Raw genomic sequence first — 17,022 nt, forward strand, 5'->3', positions numbered from 1 at the left:
ACGAACAAGTAACAGAAAGCCATGATAACCCTGGAGGCAGGCCTCGCCAATGCGGTGAGCCGGCCTCGCCGGAATCAGACCTTGAACTGGCTCACGAGCTCACGCAGGTTTTCACCCAGCCGCGCCAGCTCATGACTGGCTTCATTGGTCTGGTTAACCCCGGTGTCGCTACGCTGGGCAGCGTCGACAATACGCACCACATTCTGGTTAATTTCCTCGGCCACCTGGCTCTGCTGCTCCGCCGCCGTGGCAATCTGGGTAACCTGATCATGGATCTGGGTCACCGATGTCACAATGGTGTTCAGCGCACCAGTGGCGTGATTGATGCGTTCGACGGTAGCCTCGGAACTCTTGCGGGAATGGTTCATCCGTTCAACAGAAGCCTTGGATTCGGCCACAAAGCCGTCAATCATTTCCCGAATCTGATCGGCGGATTCCGCAGAGCGTTTGGCCAACTGCCGAACCTCGTCCGCCACCACCGAGAAGCCACGACCGTGCTCACCCGCCCGTGCAGCCTCGATGGCCGCGTTCAGCGCTAGCAGGTTGGTCTGCTCGGTGACGGCATGGATCACATCCAGAACCTGCTGGATATCATTGGACTTCTCCGCCAGGGCGTTAATGCTGGCCGCCGTGCTCTCCATTTCTTCGGACAACTGGTTGACGGCACCTTGCGCGCTGGTGATCGTTTCACCACCCTCACGGGCCATGCGGTCGGCGTCTGAAGCGGCGCTTTCCACTTCGTTGGCATTGCCGGAAATCTGCTGGATGGTGGCTGCCATTTCATTGATCGCCGACGCAATCTGGTCTGTTTCCGAGCCCTGTTCCTGAACCGACTGGCGGGTTTCGTTGGCCACACGGCTCAGCTCTTCGGCGGCCGAGGCGACCTGATCGGTGGTTGAGCCCACTTCACGAATAGTATCCTGAATCTTGATCACGAAATGATTGAACCGGCGGCCTAGCTCAGCCAACTCATCCTTGCCGTCTTCCGGCAGACGCTGGCGTAGGTCGCCATCACCGTCGGCGATTTCCTGCATCATATCGCTGACTTTATTCAGGGGCGCCGTCACCGTTCGGCCAATCACCAGCCCTATGATCAGGGACACGGCAACTACGATAACCGTCACCAACAGGATAAAGCCCATGGCCGCCGCCATAGCCGAATCGATTTCCTTTCGTGCCTCAACCAATACCCGTTCAATATCGGTGACGTAAATACCGGCACCCATCATCCAGTCCCAGCCCGGGATGATGCTTGAATAAGACACTTTCGGCTCTACCTCGCCCGAGGCGGGGTTTGTCCAGTCGTACTCATAAAAGCCGTCGGTTCCCGCCGCTGAGAACAGGTCCCGAACCAGTTTCTGTGTATTGGGGTTGGTCGTCGGCCCCTCGCGGGAAGGGTCCGGAGCGTAGGCGAGATTATCCAGATTACGAGCGTAGGCAAAAACGTAGTTATCCTGCCCGAATGTGATGGAGCGTAGCCGTTTGCGAGCCTCCTCGCGGGCGTCTCTATCAGACAACCCAGAGTTGTTCTTGGCATCCATGACCACTGCGCGGGCCGTTTCCACGAGGTTCTTCAGGCCCTCCTTACGGGCATCCAGAAGCTCTTCCTCCAGACGTTCCAACTCGGCTTCTCCGTTTGCCTGAATCTGGCTGGCAGTGATCCAGGCAATGGTACCCGCCGTAATCAGTACCGGCACTAATACGCCAATCAACAGGCGGGCTCGGATGGTCAGGTTGCTCAACAATGTCATGGTTCTGCTCCGGATTGTCTGCTCTGGCCTCGGGATTATCCACAGTGCCACGTACAAGGCTGTTCCAGTTTGTTAACGCCTGTATACCAATACTCAAGTACAAACATGTCGACTTGGTAGCCAGGCCATTTGTATCAAGCCTTTCAGGTAGTTCGGGTATCGGCCGTCATGTAAACGACTTGAGCTTGTGTCAGACTAAAGTTTCATGTCAGTCGTGCCGGGGACAGCTCACCGTGAAACACCTTTTTCTCATCCGCCATGCCAAGTCCAGCTGGGATAACGACAACCTCAGCGACAAGGACCGCCCGCTAAACCCACGAGGCGAGCAACAGCTGGCACCGCTCGGGAAGGCGCTGCTGCGTTACGGGGCCATGGCAGGAGAGATTCACGCAAGCCCTGCCCTGCGCGCCCAACAAACGCTTAAAGGCATTTTGCATCCCTCGATGGGTGAAGCGCAGATTTACACTAACCCGGAACTCTATACCTTTGATTACCGGCGTCTATTACAGTGGCTGCAGAACTGTGACGATCAGGCGCAAACCCTGGCCATTGTCGGGCACAACCCGGCGCTTTTGGAACTGGCAGCCACCCTGGTGCCGCACGCTCCCTTTGAACTCCCCACCGCCAGTTTTATTCACATACGTTTACCAATTAAACACTGGCGCAAACTCGGCAAACGGGAAGGTCGGCTTGAAACCTTTCTAACCCCGGTGGACTTCAGTTATGGGGCGTTCAAACGCAAGAACCAGAAACGGCACAAGAACGCCGGCAAAGCGACGGTCAAAGACACTCCGTCAGTGCTTTTGGGGCAGGCCGAGAGTCTTAACCAGTTACATCGGGGGGTGATGCTCGGCCTGGACGATGAGTTTCTCCACCAGTATCGCATTGCCCTTCGTCGCAGCCGCGCCGTGGCCGAATCCCTGGCCGAGGTAACCGGAAACAAATCACTGAAGAGCCACATTTCCCACCTGAAACGACACGCCCAGGCCACGAGCAACCTGCGGGATCTGCACGTCTTCCGCCAGGATCTGCCGCAGCTATGCAGTGACCAGCCAGAGCTCCTGCGGGCACTGGAGCAATGGGTCTGCGCGCGGGTGGGCAAGGAACAGAAAAAACTGGCGAAACGGCTTGGAAGCAAACGTTACCGGCAGAGCCTGCACAGTTGGGAGGATGAGCTGCAGTCAAGGCAGTTCCGCAAACTGATCGACAAACTCAGTACCAGGGACGTTCAAAAAAGCGTTGAACACCGGCTGCGCATGTTCAACCGGAAAACCGCCGAACTGCTGCACGACGCGCCAGATGAGGACATACACAATCTCCGCAAACTCCTGAAGCGCATCCGCTACCTCATGGAACTGGACATCGACAGCTGGAAATCCGCCCTTAAGACCCTACGACAGCGCCAGGATCTCTATGGCCGTTTCCAGGATCTGCATGTCCAGATTGAGCTGCTCAAACGGTTTGCTTCAAACCACCCGGAGGATCCAAACGGCGCGCTTCAGGCCCTGCTGGACTACCTGGCCGTCGAAAAGGACGACACCCGCAGACTGATTCTGTCCATCGGCGGGCTGAAGGCAGGCTGATGCCAGAACACCAGGTTCAGATTCTGACCATACGAGCTTCCAGGAGCAGGTTAGGGCCCAACTTCGCCACTCTCACCTGGCCCGGATTCAAGCCAAGGTCTTCCAGGGTTTCCTGGATATCGTCCATGGCCTCTTCCGAGGGTGCCGCCAGCAGCAACTCCCGCACTGACTCCAGAATCATCTTCACCGGCACGGTCATGAAATACACCGAGATCACCAGCATCATCACCGGGTCTGCATAGACTGCCAGTGCAGACCACTGGCTTTTCTCCAGCATCCAGGCGGCGGCAAAACCGATCATCACGGCAGCACTCAGGGCGCTGTCCATCAGCCACTGCCTCTGCTCGGCCCTGACCAGGCCGGAGTCGTTCTGAAAGCTGGACCAGCGCAGGTAAACCCACACCGCCAGGCAGCCCACCACGTTCACCGCGCCGAACACCATGGCCATATCGGCGGCCACCGCACGGCCACCCTGCAGCAACGAAACCACCGCCGAGGCCAGTGAAAGCACACACACCAGGGCAATAACCAGGCCTTTCACCGCAATCACCAGCGGCTCCACCGCACCCAAACCAAACGGATAGTCTTCTGTTGCTGGCCGACGCACCAGGCGAGCGGCATAGAGAGAAAGCAGGGACAGTGCCAGACTGATCAGTGAGTAGGCACCATCGAAAAGAATGACCAGGGAATCAACCCAAAGCCCCCAGCCGATACCGACGACAGCAAACAAGCCCGCACCGGCCGCAGATAATGCCAGCGCCATATTTTCCCGCGCCAGAGAAGTAAACATTTTGACCTCCTGAGAATTGCCGGCCATATTATCGGCATCCCCACGAAGGCGTGAGTCGCTGAGCGACGGAAAATCCGGCGCAATAAGATAAGCATGAAAACTTCCCAGATAAAAATCTTTCTGTCCGTGGTCCGGAACGGCAGCGTTGCCGCAGCCGCCAGGGAGCTGAACCGCAGCCGAACCACAGTGAGCACCGTGCTGGCCTCGCTGGAGGATGAACTGGGAGTTGAGTTGTTTGAACGCAGCGGTAACCAGCTGCATCTGACCTCCATCGGCCAGTCCATTCTCACCGATTGCCGGCGCTTCGATCAGGTCGCCGGCCAGATCCAGGCCCGCTGCCAACACCACCTGAGCGGGGCCGAATCGGTCTTGCGCATCGCCCGGGACGATGCCATTCCCGAGGACATTTGGCGGGACATTCTGCGCCGCCTGAAACAGCGATTTCCGCAAACCAGCCTGTCGATCTATCTGGCGCCCCCGCGAGAACTGCCCTCGCTGGTCCGAAACCAGTCAGTAGATGTCGCCTACGGCCTGATGCCGGAACTGATGAATGAAGGCTACCAATGGTTCCGCGAGCTGGCTGACGTGCGCATGCTGACCGTAGCTGCGCCCGAGCATCCGCTTAGCCAGCTCAAACGGGTAACCCAGGATGACCTGATCAGCCACACCGAAATCACCATTGCCTACATGCAGGATTCCGTGCTGGTGGCAGACTCACCGGAAACCGCCAACTACCTGGCCTTCACTCAGTATGAGTTGATTCGCGATGCGGTGATGGACGGCGCCGGCTGGGCGGACCTGCCGTTACCGTTAATTGCCGAGGCACTGCGGAAAGAGCAACTGAAAACCATCCACCACCGCAGCGCACGCTGGTGGAAGGTGTTCAGCGCCCTGGAATCGGAACAGGCCCAGGGCGGTGCCGTGGTGGGCTGGCTGGCCGACGAACTGGAAGCCTATCTGGAGACGATGGCCTGAGGGCCTGGCTGCTCGTCTGCCGGCGCCCCCTCATCACACTTCTTGCAGTCCAGCTCAAACCCCAGCATGGACTGCCGCCCTTCCGGGGTAATAACCCATGGCCGGTTCACCCAGGGCGGATCATGACGCACATGCTGGTTATGCCCGCAGGCCAGTTGTGCCACCCAATGATTTTCATCGTCTTGGTGATAGCCGGTGATGCGCTGTTTCACGATCTCCCCCTCTGCCCCCAAGCCGACCAGGAATAGATCCCTAGCGCCACCCAGATCATGCCAAAGCTCACCAGTTTTGCGGTGCTCAAGGGCTCGTGGAACACAAAAAGCGCAATCAGGAACTGGATGGTGGGGTTGATGTACATCAGGAATCCCACCGTCGAGAGCTTCAGCCGCCGGGCGGCACCGGCGAAGGCCAGAAGGGGAATGGCGGTAACCGCACCGCTGGAAAGCAGCAGCAAGGTACTGTAACTGGTGCCGCCAAAGTGAGACAAACCCTCCGAGGACAGCCAGGCCAGCGTCAACAGCCCCAGCGGAAGCAACAGCAGAGTTTCCACAAACAGGCCCGACAGTCCATCCAGCTCGACTTTCTTTCGAAGCAGCCCATAAGTGCCAAAGCTGAACGCCAGCACCAGAGTAATCCACGGCAGCTCACCCAGCAGGACAAACTGGTACAGAATTGCCACCGCCGCAAGAGCCACGGCAACCACCTGCAAGCGTGAAATGCGCTCCCCCAGAATCAGCAGCCCCATGGCCACATTTACCAGCGGGGTAAGGAAGTACCCCAGGCTGGCCTGCAGCACGTGCCGGGTTTCCACCGCATAAATGTAGACCCCCCAGTTGAGGGCAATGAACACCGCACAACCGAGCACGAAACCCAGCCTCTTTGGCTGCTTCAACGCTGCGATTACCGCCGGCCAGCGTGTGAGAAGGGAAATCACGATGGCGAGAAACAGGCAGGACCAGATTACCCTGTGAATCAGGACTTCCCAGGCGGGAATTCCCTCAAACAACGCGAAGTACAGGGGAAAACTGCCCCACAGGGTGTAGGCAGCCAGCCCATAGAGAACGCCTTTGGTGGTTTCCGGGTTGACCGGGGTCTTTGAGTGCATAGGTTCCTCATCACTGGACGAGATAATCTAGCACACCAAGGGCGACGGGAACCCCATGAATTATCCCACCCCGGCACTAACGACTGACCTCCTCAATGTTGCAGGATTTCCTGTTATCCGCCTTTCAGGCAACAGGCTTTGTACTTTCTCCCGCTGCCACACGGGCAAGGCTCGTTGCGGCCGGGCTTGAGGCTACCCTCGCTCGTTTCTCCGGCCACGTAGTACCAGTAACCGTCTACCCGTGCAAAGTCTGAAACCTCCTCCAGATAGCCCCAACCGGTTCCAGCCCGGTAGACCGCACGGAAATGAACGCGCCCACGGGCGCCCTGCTCACTGGCATCCAGAATCTGTAACGATGCCCAGTCCGGAGAGTGTTCCAGCTCCAGCTCCCCGGGCCGGGTATCCGGATGCCAGGTGGCCAGCAGGTAGTCCGGATTGCGCAGCACGAACGCAGCATAGCGTGAGCGCATCAGCGCCTCCGAGGTGGGCGCCGGCTGCCCGGAATGCCAGGGTTGGCAGCATTCGAAGTAGGCCTTGTCGCTGCAGCAGGGACAAGGGTCTGATGATGCAGTGACAGTCATGAAGGAAGGCTCTGAAAAGTTCGTTTGGGCAGCAGTCTATCAAGACAAGCCCGGGCTGTCCCCGCGGCTGTCAATCTGCCCACAGGCGCGCCCGGAACCCGCTGCGCCGCCACAGCAATGCCAGCCATAGCGCGTGCAGGTTGATCAGCAGCGCCAGCACCCACTCAAAGGCATCGTCTTTCTGGCTATACCAGTCCGGCACCACCGCGGTCAGAATCACCGAAAGAATACCCACTGCCAGCGTCAGTTGGCAAAGGCGCAACAAGCGCAGGCCGGAGGTGTACCACCTCGGATGATTCATCAGGCAGGCACTGACCAGCAACTGGCACAGATAGGTGAATGAAAAATACAGAACAACGCCAATACGGCGAGTCAGGTTAAAACCGTCCCCGGCATGACCCAGCGCCAGGGTATAAAAGGCGAGGGCAGCACAGGCAATCAACCCGAGCCACGGAATCCAGGCAACGCGCCGAGCCTGAACACCAAGCTGGCGCAACCAGAGACCATTCAGCCACCAGAACAGAATCCCCAGCAGTGCTGCCGGCAACATGGTCCCCTTAAAAATGAAATAGGCGGTACCGTGGCGACCGGTTCGGCTGATACTGGTGCAGCTGTCCCAGTACGGCACGCACCAGGAAACATGTCCCTCCATTACCGATACGGCAAAGGTGAGGTGAATTGTCAGCAAGGGAATCAGTGCCGCTGCAAACGCCAACCACCAAAGTGGCAAAGATCGATGCCCCATACCGTTGCTCCTGAAACATTTTATCTCTGACTTACACCATCCGAAGTCATCAGGTAATCGTAGGTACAAGCCGAAGAATAGGACAGATTCCGGGTGCAGGCGACGGCCAAAGACGCCATACTCGGCAACACATTGGCGCAAAATCAAACGAAGACAAAAGTACCAATGAGATCCGGGATACCATCCATCAACCTACCCGCCCAACCGGAAAAACCGGTTCCGAACACCAGTACCTCCGCCGAGGGCCTGCAGGCCGTGCTCGACAATCTCGATGCCCTGGTTTATGTATCTGACTTTGAGACCCACGAATTACTTTACATGAATGCCTACGGCCGCCGCATCTGGGGCAGCATCGACGGCCGCAAATGCTGGCAGGTGCTGCAAGACAGCGACGGCCCTTGCTCTTTCTGCACGAATGACCTGCTTGTCGCCGATGACGGCACCGCCAACGCACCTCATGTCTGGGAGTTCCAGAACCAGCTCGACCAACGCTGGTACCAGTGCCGGGACCAGGCTATTCAGTGGACCGATGGTCGGCTGGCGAGGCTGGAGATTGCAACTGACATAACTGAACGAAAGAACATGGAGCTGGCGTTACACGAAGCCCACGAGCGGGCTCGGGCCGCCGCGTTCGAGGATGAACTGACCAGACTCAGGAATCGCCGGGCGTTCTTTGAGTTCGGCAGTCAGCTACTCAGCCGCGCCCTGCGACAACAGTCCCCGACGGCACTGATCATGATGGACCTCGACCATTTCAAGCAAGTCAACGACACCTATGGTCACGAGGCGGGCGATGAGGTGCTTCGCAAGGTATCTTCAACGCTTGGGGAGAACATCCGCGACTATGACATCCTTGCCAGGATGGGCGGCGAAGAATTCGCACTCCTGCTCCCGGAAACCACGGAGCAGGAAGCTCTGGATACCGCTCACCGACTTCTGAGTGCGCTGACCAGCCTCACAGTAGATTATCGGGGCTGCGCAATCCAGATCAGCGCCAGTTTCGGGATCACCAGTCTGGGGCGGCAAGACCAGCGCCTGGAAGACCTGCTACACAGAGCAGATCGGGCACTCTATCGCTCGAAAGAGCTTGGACGTTGTCAGGTCAACCTCGATGCACCGCTATAAGCCCTGATTGCCAGCGTACCGGGCCGTATATTCCTCGATAAGCGCTGGCAATCTTCTGTTCACCGTCAGGTGCGAGAGCCGTTCCATAAAAGCTTCCCTGAAGGATTCTGAATTGCACGGTGAGCCTTTCGGAAACGCAAAGAACAGCCCCTCCCTCGAAATCGGTGGGTCCAGTGCAATAAAATCGCCGGCAAGCCCGAGCCTCTGGAGTTTCACCTGCCCCTGAAGTTGCTCGTACAACACATAGTCAACTCGGCCCGCCCTCGCCATGAGGAATGACTGCTCTATCGTGCGCACCCCCTCAATCATCAGGTTTGCTTTTGCGTATTGATCGAAACGCTGACCAAAACTGTTGTTGATCAGGGTGCTGCCCCGCTTCATCAACAAGTCCGGCCAATGGCGATACTCAAAAGGCCGGTCTTTTGGCACCCAGATGCTGGTGGGTAAGTGAGTCATCGGCGGCAACACATAATCCATATAACCAATGCGCTCCGATGTCATAAAGGCGCCGGCCACGAGATCAAGATCACCCAGCTTTGCAAGATGCTGCACCCTGGCCCAGGAACCCTTGTCCCGAACCTCAACTTTAACTCCGAGCGGCTCTGTCAGCTCCCGCAAAAATGCTGGTATAGCGCCAACCAGCTCCCCGGGCGACCGGTCTGAACGCCAAAGCAGAGGTGGGTACTGAGGATTACCACTGGCCACGAGTGTGGTGCATACGAACCTTTCAGACTCTCCGGCCGCAACCCCGTGATGGCTTACCGACACCATCATCAAGCAGGCAACCACGAACCTTGTCATCGCCCCACCAATCGTCACTCTGATTAACACACAGTCTCCTGATGCGAGAACGCATCCGCTGCAAACTGGTTGATAAAATGAACTAAATTGAGTGTATCACCGATCCTGCCGACCGGCAGGCTGAAAACTTGATATCTCTCAAACCCCGGTCAACTTCCTCAAACCAGTTTCGCCAATTCGTATAAGCCCTTCACAAATCGTATGTTATAACATAACATTGTCAGCCCGGATTCGGCTTCTCTCGCCAGACCAAGAGGTTCTAGCAATGACACAACACCCTCATAACCTCGAACACCCCCTGAGTGTCCACGGGCGAAATGCGGAGTGCCTTGCGGAAATACTCCGCGACAACGTTAATCTGGCTGTCTGGCAGAGACCCCGGAGTAACCACTGGGCCGCATTCGTAAACGAGTTCAGTTGCCGCGCGGGCTGTCTTGAGCGTTTCGTCAGCCTCGCACGCGGGCAAAGTGCGGCCGCTGCATTGCCTGGCTGGGCTCTTGATATCGAAGGCTCCAACCACTGGATTGCCGATGTCGACGAGTTGGTAGAGATGTACCAGTGCCTTTTCGAACCCGAAGCGATAGGCCTTCGCATACATGTTCTGGCTGACACTATGTGCCCCAGGTTTCATGTGGATCGGGTACCGGTGCGACTGCTCTGCACCTACAGCGGGCCCGGAACCGAGTGGCTGCCAGAACCCCTGGTAACCCGTCCCGCGGGAGAAAGTCCTCTCCCAGAGCAGAATGCTCCCATTGATCAGATTCAAACGATCCCCGCAGCCGCAGTCGCGCTTTTGAAAGGCGAGGCATGGGAAGGCAATGAGGGCCGGGGACTGGTGCATCGTTCACCGCAGCCAAATGGAACCCCAAGACTGATTGTTGGCCTCGATTGGCTTTCATCCTGAACCTTTAGTGCAATGTTATAACATCTACAAAGGAGTGAGAACTCAATGGAACTAGCACCCCCCGCCACAAAGCCGGTAACAGCAAGGCTGATCATTTCCTCCGTTGTGGCCGCCTCAACACTCGTACTTTCTGGATGCGGTGGCAGCAGCTCCAGCGATGACCACAACAACACAGAGATCGATACCGCCGGGCGCCTGGCCATTTATGACAGCACCGGCTCACAGATCAAGGTGATGGACCTGGACGACGGAAGCATCCTGGAACAATTCTCTCTGGACGGTGAGGCACCCCGCCTGTACCGATCACCCAACGCACGGTATGGGGTAGTCATCCAGCGCGGAGATGACCTGGTGTCCTTTGTGGATAGCGGACTCTATACCGAAGACCACGGCGACCACATGCATGATTACGCGGAAACGCCATCTATGCTGAGCCTGACGCTGAACGATCACCGGCCCACCCACTATTCCCTCGGCGAAGAGTATGGCGTGGTGTTCTACGACGGCGCAGCCAGCGCGGCCAACGCCAAGGTGACAGTGTTCTCCGACCACTCCCTGGAAAGTAACAGTGAGGTCGCATCTCTCGGTCGCGACAACAACATGCATGGCGTTGCCAAGATGGTAGGGGATCGCCTGTTCGTCACCCGTCGTGATTCATCGATTACCGATACGACCCTGCCGGCGGAAGTTGAGCGGTACCAGCTGGACGGTGGCAGTTTCACCCACGAACACCTCTACGCTGAACAATGCCCACGCCTGCATGGCGCGGCAGCCAATCACCACGCCCTGGCCTTCGGCTGCTCCGATGGTGTGCTGGTGATCGATCTGGAAGACGATACCTTCCCCGCGGAAAAACTGGATAACCCACCATCCCTGATCGACGGTAGTCGCATTGGCACCCTGGTTGCTCATCATGACGTCGACGCCCTGGTCGGTGTTGCCGGAAACCAGCTTTTCGTCATCAACCGGGAAGATGCCGAGCCCTACCTGGAGCTGACTCTGGGCGAAGGCGTCACTCGCGTTGCCCAGGGTTTTGATGGTCATGGCGAAACCTTCTACGTGTTCGGTAATGACGGCAAGCTTCGCTTGTTCGACCCTGCCGACAGCTGGCTACTGGTTGCCACCCTGGACGTTATGGCGCCTCTGGCAGAGGACGACCAAGTTGCGTTTACCGAATCGGCCAGCGAAGACCGCCTGTTTGCACTGACACCGGACGGTCAGTCCATCATCGAAATCGACACCCATGAGCGGGAGGTTCTGCGGACCATCGCCCTGGACTTCGAGGCCGCCAGCCTGGTCTGGCTTGGCCTGATGGATGATCACGACCACGATCACGCTCACTAACCAACACCAATGACACCGCGCCGGCTGCTTAACGCATCGCCGGCGCCGACTCCATTTCCTATGCAAGCAGTACGAGGATTCAACATGCGTTTTACCCGCCTTCAAGCCGGCCTGTTCTCCACCTTGCTGATGCCATTTGCTTCGGCCCAGGCCAATGAAATGAACCCAGACATCAGCGTGGTTCTGGACGGTTATTACAAACAGAACGCCACCGCGCTGTCCCACCGGGACGAGGGTTTTGGGCTTGGTCACACCGAGCTGTCATTGTCTGCGCCCATCGATGACCTGTTCACAGGCCGCCTGACTGCAGTTTTGGAAGAACATCACGGCGAAACCGAAGTAGCACTGGAAGAAGCCTACCTGCAGACCACCGGCATGCCCTGGAACCTGAGTGTTCGGGGCGGCCGATTCCTGTCCCAGGTCGGTTACCTTAACAGTCGCCACATGCATGAGGACAACTTTGTCGAGCGCCCCGCAGCCTATCGGGCTCTACTGGGCAGCCACTACTTCGACGACGGTCTGCGGGTCAACCTGCTGATGCCCACACCGTTTTTCTGGCAGATCGGGGCGGAAGCTTTCAACGGCAATCGCCTGACGGAAGGTGACGAAGACATTGGTGTATACACCGTCAACACTCGTTTCGGTGGCGACATTGGAGTGTCACAAAGCTGGCAGGCCGGGCTGTCCTATCTGAACAACCGCCAGGTTCATGGTGACCATGACGGCGATCACGATCATGACCATGATCATGACCACGGTGATCATGACCACAGCCATGCCGCCGCCTACACCGGCGAGAACCTCTATATCGTCGACCTGGTCTGGAAATGGTCGCCTAACGGCAACACCCGACAGCAACAGCTGACGCTCAGCGGCGAATACCTGTACGCGGACGAACTGAACGAACATGCCCGCTCCTCAGATTACCACCAGGGCTGGTATACCTCCGCTGTCTACCGCTTTACCCCACAGTGGTCTGTCGGAGCCCGCTATGGCCGGGTGGATCTCAAGGAAGCCCATGGTGACCACTTCCACGATCAGCAACTGAAAGAAACCGATGTGATGCTGGCCTGGTCCCGGTCCCACTTCTCGACTCTGCGTCTGCAGTACACGCACCAGAGCGCACATGGTTTCGAGGACGCCGACAACACCGTCACCCTGCAATACGTGATGACTTTCGGAGCTCATGGTGCCCATGATTTCTAAGCCCAACCGCCTGGCGTGGGCGTTTGGCTGGCTGCTGGCGTTTGCCAGCATGCCGACCAGCGCCAACCTGAATGTCTTTGCCTGCGAACCGGAGTGGGCCAGCCTGGTGTCAGCTCTGTTACCTGATGCGAACATCACCACCGCCACCACGGCCTGGCAAGATCCGCACTACATCGAGGCCAGGCCCAGCCTGATTGCCGCCATGAGCAAGGCCGACCTGGCTGTGTGCACGGGCGCCTCGCTGGAAGCTGGCTGGCTTCCGTCGCTGATATCCAGGGCGGCCAACCGCAAGATCCAGCCTGGTAGCGACGGGCTGTTCTTTGCAGCCGATCATGCTCCGCTGCATCAGAGCCATGACCATGTTGACCGCAGCATGGGGGACGTCCATCCAGAGGGCGACCCACACCTGCATCTGTCTCCGGACGCCATTCCCCGGGTTGTCGACGCTCTTGCCAAACGTCTAGCATCCCTTGCCCCCAACCAGGCCACAGCCATCCAGCGGCGCTACATACGCTGGCGTGGTGACTGGAACCAGGAAAGGCAACAATGGCGAGTAGCGGCCCAGAGGCTGGAGGGCACCGAGGTTGTCACACAGCACTCTACATTTGATTACCTGCTGCGGTGGTTGAACGTTAATGTGGCAGCCGACCTTGAGCCCAAACCCGGTCTACCGCCCAGCAGCCGTCACCTGAGAGATGTGTTGGCGACACCCAGCATATCTGACGCATCTGTTATTTTGGTAGCCTCCTACCAGGATGATCGCCCGGCAACTTGGTTGTCCAACCAGTCAGGGATTCCGAAAGTCGTGTTGCCGGGCACTGTGACGGGAGAGCCCGGCCAGCAGACCCTTCAGGAAGTCATTGGTTTGATCATTGAGGCGCTGCTGGCACACCATAGGGTTGAACATGTGGACTGAGTGGAGCTGGCTCTGGCCGGCTGTCACAGCCAGCGCGCTGATCTCAGTAGCGTTGGTACCGCTAGGGCACCGTGTTCTGGCCAGAGGCATGGTCTTTGCCGATCTGGCCATCGCCCAATGGGCAGCACTTGGCATTCTCCTTGCTGGCAATATCATGCCGGGTGCTAATCACACCATCAGGCTATCAGGCAGCTTGCTTCTGGCGCTCATTGCCGTTTCCGCCGTTAGTCTGGTGCTCCGTCTCATGGAGAGGCATCGCGAGGCAATGATTGGCCTGCTATACGCCGTCGGTGCAAGCTTAGCCACACTTATTGTCAGTCGTGACCCACATGGCGCCCATCGTTTGACCGCCACACTGGACGGAGATCTTCTATGGGCCACGACGGGGAGCCTGTTGCCACTTGTCGTACTCGCCATCAGTGTAGTGTGGTGGCAGTTTCGGCTGCCTGAGCCGTGGATAAAACGTTTGTTCCTGCCTTTGTTTGCAGTGGCTATCACGCTAACCGTGGAGCTTGCTGGCATTTATGTTGTGTTTACGTCGTTGATTGCGGCGCCTCTGCTGATCTGTCATTTGAGAGGCTATTCCATCGCTGTCGCTGTTGTTGCCTGTTTTACGGGGCATGCACTCGGCACAGCGGCATCCGCATGGATGGACCTTCCAACCGGCCCGAGTGTTGTCGTAGCGGTGATTCTCACCAGCTCTCTTGCAACATTGCGGGTCTACAGCAGAGGCCGTCGCCCAGTACCGAGTTGATGGGCGACATAAGCGTCCAACTCCGTTGCGGGCATAGGACTGGCAAACAAAAACCCCTGAAAGAATTGGCACCCCATGGCCTTCAGGCGCCGCAACTGCCCTGCGGTTTCAACGCCCTCTGCCAGTGCCCGCATGCCAAGCGAGGACGCCAGCGCAAGAATCGTTTCCGCAATGGCCGCATCGCTTGGATCGTCTAGCAGATCATGAACAAAGCTCTGGTTAATTTTAAGTTCATCAAGAGGTAAATTCTTGAGGTAGGAGAGCGAAGAGTATCCGGTTCCAAAAGCATCCAGCGAGACCGTCACCCCCATATTTCGGATTTCACGAATCATAGCCGACACATGGGCCTGGAAGAGAGCAAAAACCGACTCGGTTATTTCAAGCTTGAGGTTTTTGGCCAACTGTTGTCACGGTCGCTTGGTGACCGCTGTGATAAAAGCAGTGCCAACTTACTTCAAGATCACCGAACAGGACGTGCTCTAACCGCGACGCCGATTAAAACTACTCGAATGGCATCAGCGAATCACAAGTTCACTTTTACATGTTTTTTCAATTTACCCAACTTTACCAAACACCGTTCTGCTAAATTAAAGGAATGCCTCAGGAGGGTGAAAAGATGCACTATGAAACGGTGGAGCGTGAAATACCGGTCTCTGATTTGCGGGTTGGCATGCATGTAATCAGGCTAGACCGGCCGTGGGAAGAGACGGATTTTCTGCTCCAGGGCTTCATCATTCAGAGGCAAGACGACATTGACGCACTTCAAAGACAGTGCCAGAGGGTCATCATCGAGGGCAAGATCCGCAGACCTGACCCAGAAGATCATCAGAGGAATTTTCCCGCCAAAGCAGTGACCAAAACCCGTTCGATTTTTTCTGATCCGAAAAAAACAGCCAAAAAACCCCAAAAATCCCGGCCAAAGCCTGATGTGGCCCCTCCAGGCGGTCGCGCTATCAAAGTTACGTACATCAACAAAATTGATGTCCGTTACGAAATCAGCAAAGCGACCGTTCATTACGACCAGGCAAAAACTGTTGCCAAGGACATAATGAATGGCTTGAGGGTCGGTCGTGCTCTGGACATCAACAAAGCCAGAGAAACCGTTGACCAATGCGTGGATAGCATTCTAAGGAATGACGATGCCCTGATGCTGCTAACAAAACTCAAACACAAGGACGAGTACACGGCGGAGCACTGTCTGAATGTTTCAATACTATCTGCAGCCTTCGGCAAACGCCTTGGTCTCCTCGAAGAGGAGATCCGGACACTTGGTCTTTGCGGTTTGCTACATGACATCGGCAAAGCAAAGGTACCCACAGATATCCTGCAAAAACCCGGAACCCTGACACCGGCAGAATACTCGATCATGCAGAATCATGCAGATTGGGGGCGAGACATGCTAATGGCATTGCCCAAGGTCGTACATGCTACCATTGATGTTGCCTACAATCACCATGAACGCCTCGATGGCAAAGGCTATCCGAGGGGGCTCATAGATTATCAGATTCCCTATTTTGCAAAAATAGTTGCCATTGTGGACACCTATGATGCGATAACAAGCAATCGCGCCTACGACAAAGGCCGGTCATCAATGGAAGCTCTGGAAATCATACACCGCTTTAAAGGCACACAGTTCGACCCCGAGCTTGCTCGAGAGTTTGTATTAATGATCGGCATCTACCCTCCGGGTTCTCTGGTGGAGCTGAAAACCGGAGAAGTCGCCATTGTAATTGCTTCGAACCCCAAAAATCGGCGCAAGCCTAAGATCATGATTGTCCGGAATGCCGACAAGCAACGACCTCCGAAATATCGACTGGCCGATCTCGCAGGCAACCCGAAAGGAGAGCACGCTCAATTATTGGAGATTGCCAAGGAAATCCCGGACGGCAGCTATGGCATTCAACTTCAGAGATTTATCGATAACGGACTTCAGTTGGGTTATCAGACAGTCGACAGAATATCCGAGTAACCCAACGGTGTGGACAATTTCCCTTAGCGACACCCTTTTAATACCTAGCGTCGGGTCACTGCCATTGTCAGCCTGGAGATACAGGTCAGCTTGCCTTGCTCGTTCTCCAGGCGGATTTCCCAAACCTGGGTGGTGCTGCCGATGTGCTGGGCGCGGGCTGTGCCGTATACCCAGCCGCCGGTCACCGGGCGAATGTGGTTGGCGTTGATATCGAGCCCCACCGCCACAGTGTTCTTGTCTTTCAGACAGCAATTGGCCGCCATGCTGCCCAGAGTTTCCGCCAGCAACACTGAGGAGCCGCCGTGCAGGATGCCAAACGGCTGAACCGTGCGCTGGTCCACTGGCATGCGGCCTCTCACGTAGTCGTCACCAACTTCGAGGTATTCAATACCCATGTGACTGACGGCGGTGTTTTTGCTTGCCTCAGCCATGTATTCCAAGTTCGGGGTTACCGTCCAGATCGCCATATTTGG

The 17,022-nt window shown here is 56.9% G+C and carries 18 protein-coding genes; 9 read left to right on the plus strand and 9 right to left on the minus strand.

Annotated elements, in window-relative coordinates:
* Nucleotides 1-74 precede the first annotated feature (74 nt).
* Nucleotides 75-1,751, minus strand: coding sequence for a methyl-accepting chemotaxis protein (locus ACTZWX_RS05275; RefSeq protein WP_420194952.1), 1,677 nt, complete (start codon nt 1,749-1,751; stop codon nt 75-77).
* 233 nt (nt 1,752-1,984) lie between these two features.
* On the opposite strand from ACTZWX_RS05275, the gene ACTZWX_RS05280 reads away from it, so the two are divergent.
* Nucleotides 1,985-3,334 carry a CHAD domain-containing protein gene (locus ACTZWX_RS05280; protein ID WP_444713037.1) on the plus strand — a complete coding sequence of 450 codons (1,350 nt, stop codon included), beginning with the start codon at nt 1,985-1,987 and terminating at the stop codon, nt 3,332-3,334.
* Between the two features lie 16 nt (nt 3,335-3,350).
* On the opposite strand, the gene ACTZWX_RS05285 is transcribed toward ACTZWX_RS05280, so the two are convergent.
* Nucleotides 3,351-4,124 carry a cation diffusion facilitator family transporter gene (locus ACTZWX_RS05285; RefSeq protein WP_444713038.1) on the minus strand — a complete coding sequence of 258 codons (774 nt, stop codon included), beginning with the start codon at nt 4,122-4,124 and terminating at the stop codon, nt 3,351-3,353.
* A gap of 93 nt (nt 4,125-4,217) precedes the next feature.
* On the opposite strand from ACTZWX_RS05285, the gene ACTZWX_RS05290 reads away from it, so the two are divergent.
* Entirely contained in the window at nt 4,218-5,099 is an 882-nt protein-coding gene (locus ACTZWX_RS05290; protein ID WP_444713039.1) for a LysR family transcriptional regulator, read from the plus strand.
* Here the strand turns inward: ACTZWX_RS05290 and ACTZWX_RS05295 are convergent.
* The 4 genes from ACTZWX_RS05295 to ACTZWX_RS05310 all read right to left on the minus strand — a co-directional run bounded on the left by ACTZWX_RS05295 (nt 5,078) and on the right by ACTZWX_RS05310 (nt 7,530).
* Entirely contained in the window at nt 5,078-5,311 is a 234-nt protein-coding gene (locus ACTZWX_RS05295; RefSeq protein WP_444713040.1) for a DUF3565 domain-containing protein, read from the minus strand. The genes ACTZWX_RS05290 and ACTZWX_RS05295 overlap by 22 nt on opposite strands.
* Nucleotides 5,308-6,204 carry an EamA family transporter RarD gene (gene rarD / locus ACTZWX_RS05300; protein WP_444713041.1) on the minus strand — a complete coding sequence of 299 codons (897 nt, stop codon included), beginning with the start codon at nt 6,202-6,204 and terminating at the stop codon, nt 5,308-5,310. Before rarD ends, ACTZWX_RS05295 begins: the two co-directional genes overlap by 4 nt.
* Nucleotides 6,205-6,317: 113 nt before the next feature.
* Nucleotides 6,318-6,785 carry a YchJ family protein gene (locus ACTZWX_RS05305; RefSeq protein ID WP_444713042.1) on the minus strand — a complete coding sequence of 156 codons (468 nt, stop codon included), beginning with the start codon at nt 6,783-6,785 and terminating at the stop codon, nt 6,318-6,320.
* A gap of 70 nt (nt 6,786-6,855) precedes the next feature.
* Entirely contained in the window at nt 6,856-7,530 is a 675-nt protein-coding gene (locus tag ACTZWX_RS05310; protein WP_138436969.1) for a Frag1/DRAM/Sfk1 family protein, read from the minus strand.
* A gap of 165 nt (nt 7,531-7,695) precedes the next feature.
* On the opposite strand from ACTZWX_RS05310, the gene ACTZWX_RS05315 reads away from it, so the two are divergent.
* Entirely contained in the window at nt 7,696-8,655 is a 960-nt protein-coding gene (locus tag ACTZWX_RS05315; RefSeq protein ID WP_444713043.1) for a diguanylate cyclase, read from the plus strand.
* Here the strand turns inward: ACTZWX_RS05315 and ACTZWX_RS05320 are convergent.
* Complete coding sequence (locus ACTZWX_RS05320) at nt 8,650-9,486, minus strand: substrate-binding periplasmic protein (protein WP_444713044.1); 837 nt, start codon at nt 9,484-9,486, stop codon at nt 8,650-8,652. The two genes, ACTZWX_RS05315 and ACTZWX_RS05320, sit on opposite strands and share 6 nt — an antisense overlap.
* Before the next feature lie 235 nt (nt 9,487-9,721).
* Between ACTZWX_RS05320 and ACTZWX_RS05325 the strand changes: the two genes are divergently transcribed.
* The 5 genes from ACTZWX_RS05325 to ACTZWX_RS05345 all read left to right on the plus strand — a co-directional run bounded on the left by ACTZWX_RS05325 (nt 9,722) and on the right by ACTZWX_RS05345 (nt 14,580).
* Complete coding sequence (locus tag ACTZWX_RS05325) at nt 9,722-10,360, plus strand: DUF1826 domain-containing protein (protein WP_444713045.1); 639 nt, start codon at nt 9,722-9,724, stop codon at nt 10,358-10,360.
* A 45-nt stretch (nt 10,361-10,405) separates the two neighbouring features.
* Complete coding sequence (locus ACTZWX_RS05330; protein ID WP_444713046.1) at nt 10,406-11,704, plus strand: hypothetical protein; 1,299 nt, start codon at nt 10,406-10,408, stop codon at nt 11,702-11,704.
* 84 nt (nt 11,705-11,788) lie between these two features.
* Nucleotides 11,789-12,910, plus strand: a complete 1,122-nt coding sequence (locus ACTZWX_RS05335; protein ID WP_444713047.1) for a hypothetical protein — start codon at nt 11,789-11,791, stop codon at nt 12,908-12,910.
* The gene (locus ACTZWX_RS05340; RefSeq protein ID WP_444713048.1) at nt 12,900-13,826 is read left to right on the plus strand and encodes a metal ABC transporter substrate-binding protein; all 927 of its coding nucleotides are present in this window, start codon (nt 12,900-12,902) and stop codon (nt 13,824-13,826) included. Before ACTZWX_RS05335 ends, ACTZWX_RS05340 begins: the two co-directional genes overlap by 11 nt.
* The gene (locus tag ACTZWX_RS05345; RefSeq protein WP_444713049.1) at nt 13,816-14,580 is read left to right on the plus strand and encodes a metal ABC transporter permease; all 765 of its coding nucleotides are present in this window, start codon (nt 13,816-13,818) and stop codon (nt 14,578-14,580) included. The genes ACTZWX_RS05340 and ACTZWX_RS05345 overlap by 11 nt, the downstream gene beginning before the upstream one ends.
* On the opposite strand, the gene ACTZWX_RS05350 is transcribed toward ACTZWX_RS05345, so the two are convergent.
* Nucleotides 14,547-14,981, minus strand: a complete 435-nt coding sequence (locus ACTZWX_RS05350; protein ID WP_444713050.1) for an EAL domain-containing protein — start codon at nt 14,979-14,981, stop codon at nt 14,547-14,549. The genes ACTZWX_RS05345 and ACTZWX_RS05350 overlap by 34 nt on opposite strands.
* Before the next feature lie 215 nt (nt 14,982-15,196).
* Here ACTZWX_RS05350 and ACTZWX_RS05355 point away from each other — a divergent pair, with 215 nt between their 5' ends.
* Nucleotides 15,197-16,549, plus strand: coding sequence for an HD-GYP domain-containing protein (locus ACTZWX_RS05355; RefSeq protein WP_444713051.1), 1,353 nt, complete (start codon nt 15,197-15,199; stop codon nt 16,547-16,549).
* Between the two features lie 44 nt (nt 16,550-16,593).
* Here the strand turns inward: ACTZWX_RS05355 and ACTZWX_RS05360 are convergent, their stop codons facing one another.
* A complete protein-coding gene (locus ACTZWX_RS05360) occupies nt 16,594-17,016 on the minus strand; it encodes a hotdog fold thioesterase (RefSeq protein ID WP_444713052.1) in 423 nt (140 codons plus the stop codon).
* Nucleotides 17,017-17,022: the final 6 nt, after the last annotated feature.

Source organism: Marinobacter sp. NSM (assembly GCF_052380025.1).
GTDB lineage: Bacteria > Pseudomonadota > Gammaproteobacteria > Pseudomonadales > Oleiphilaceae > Marinobacter.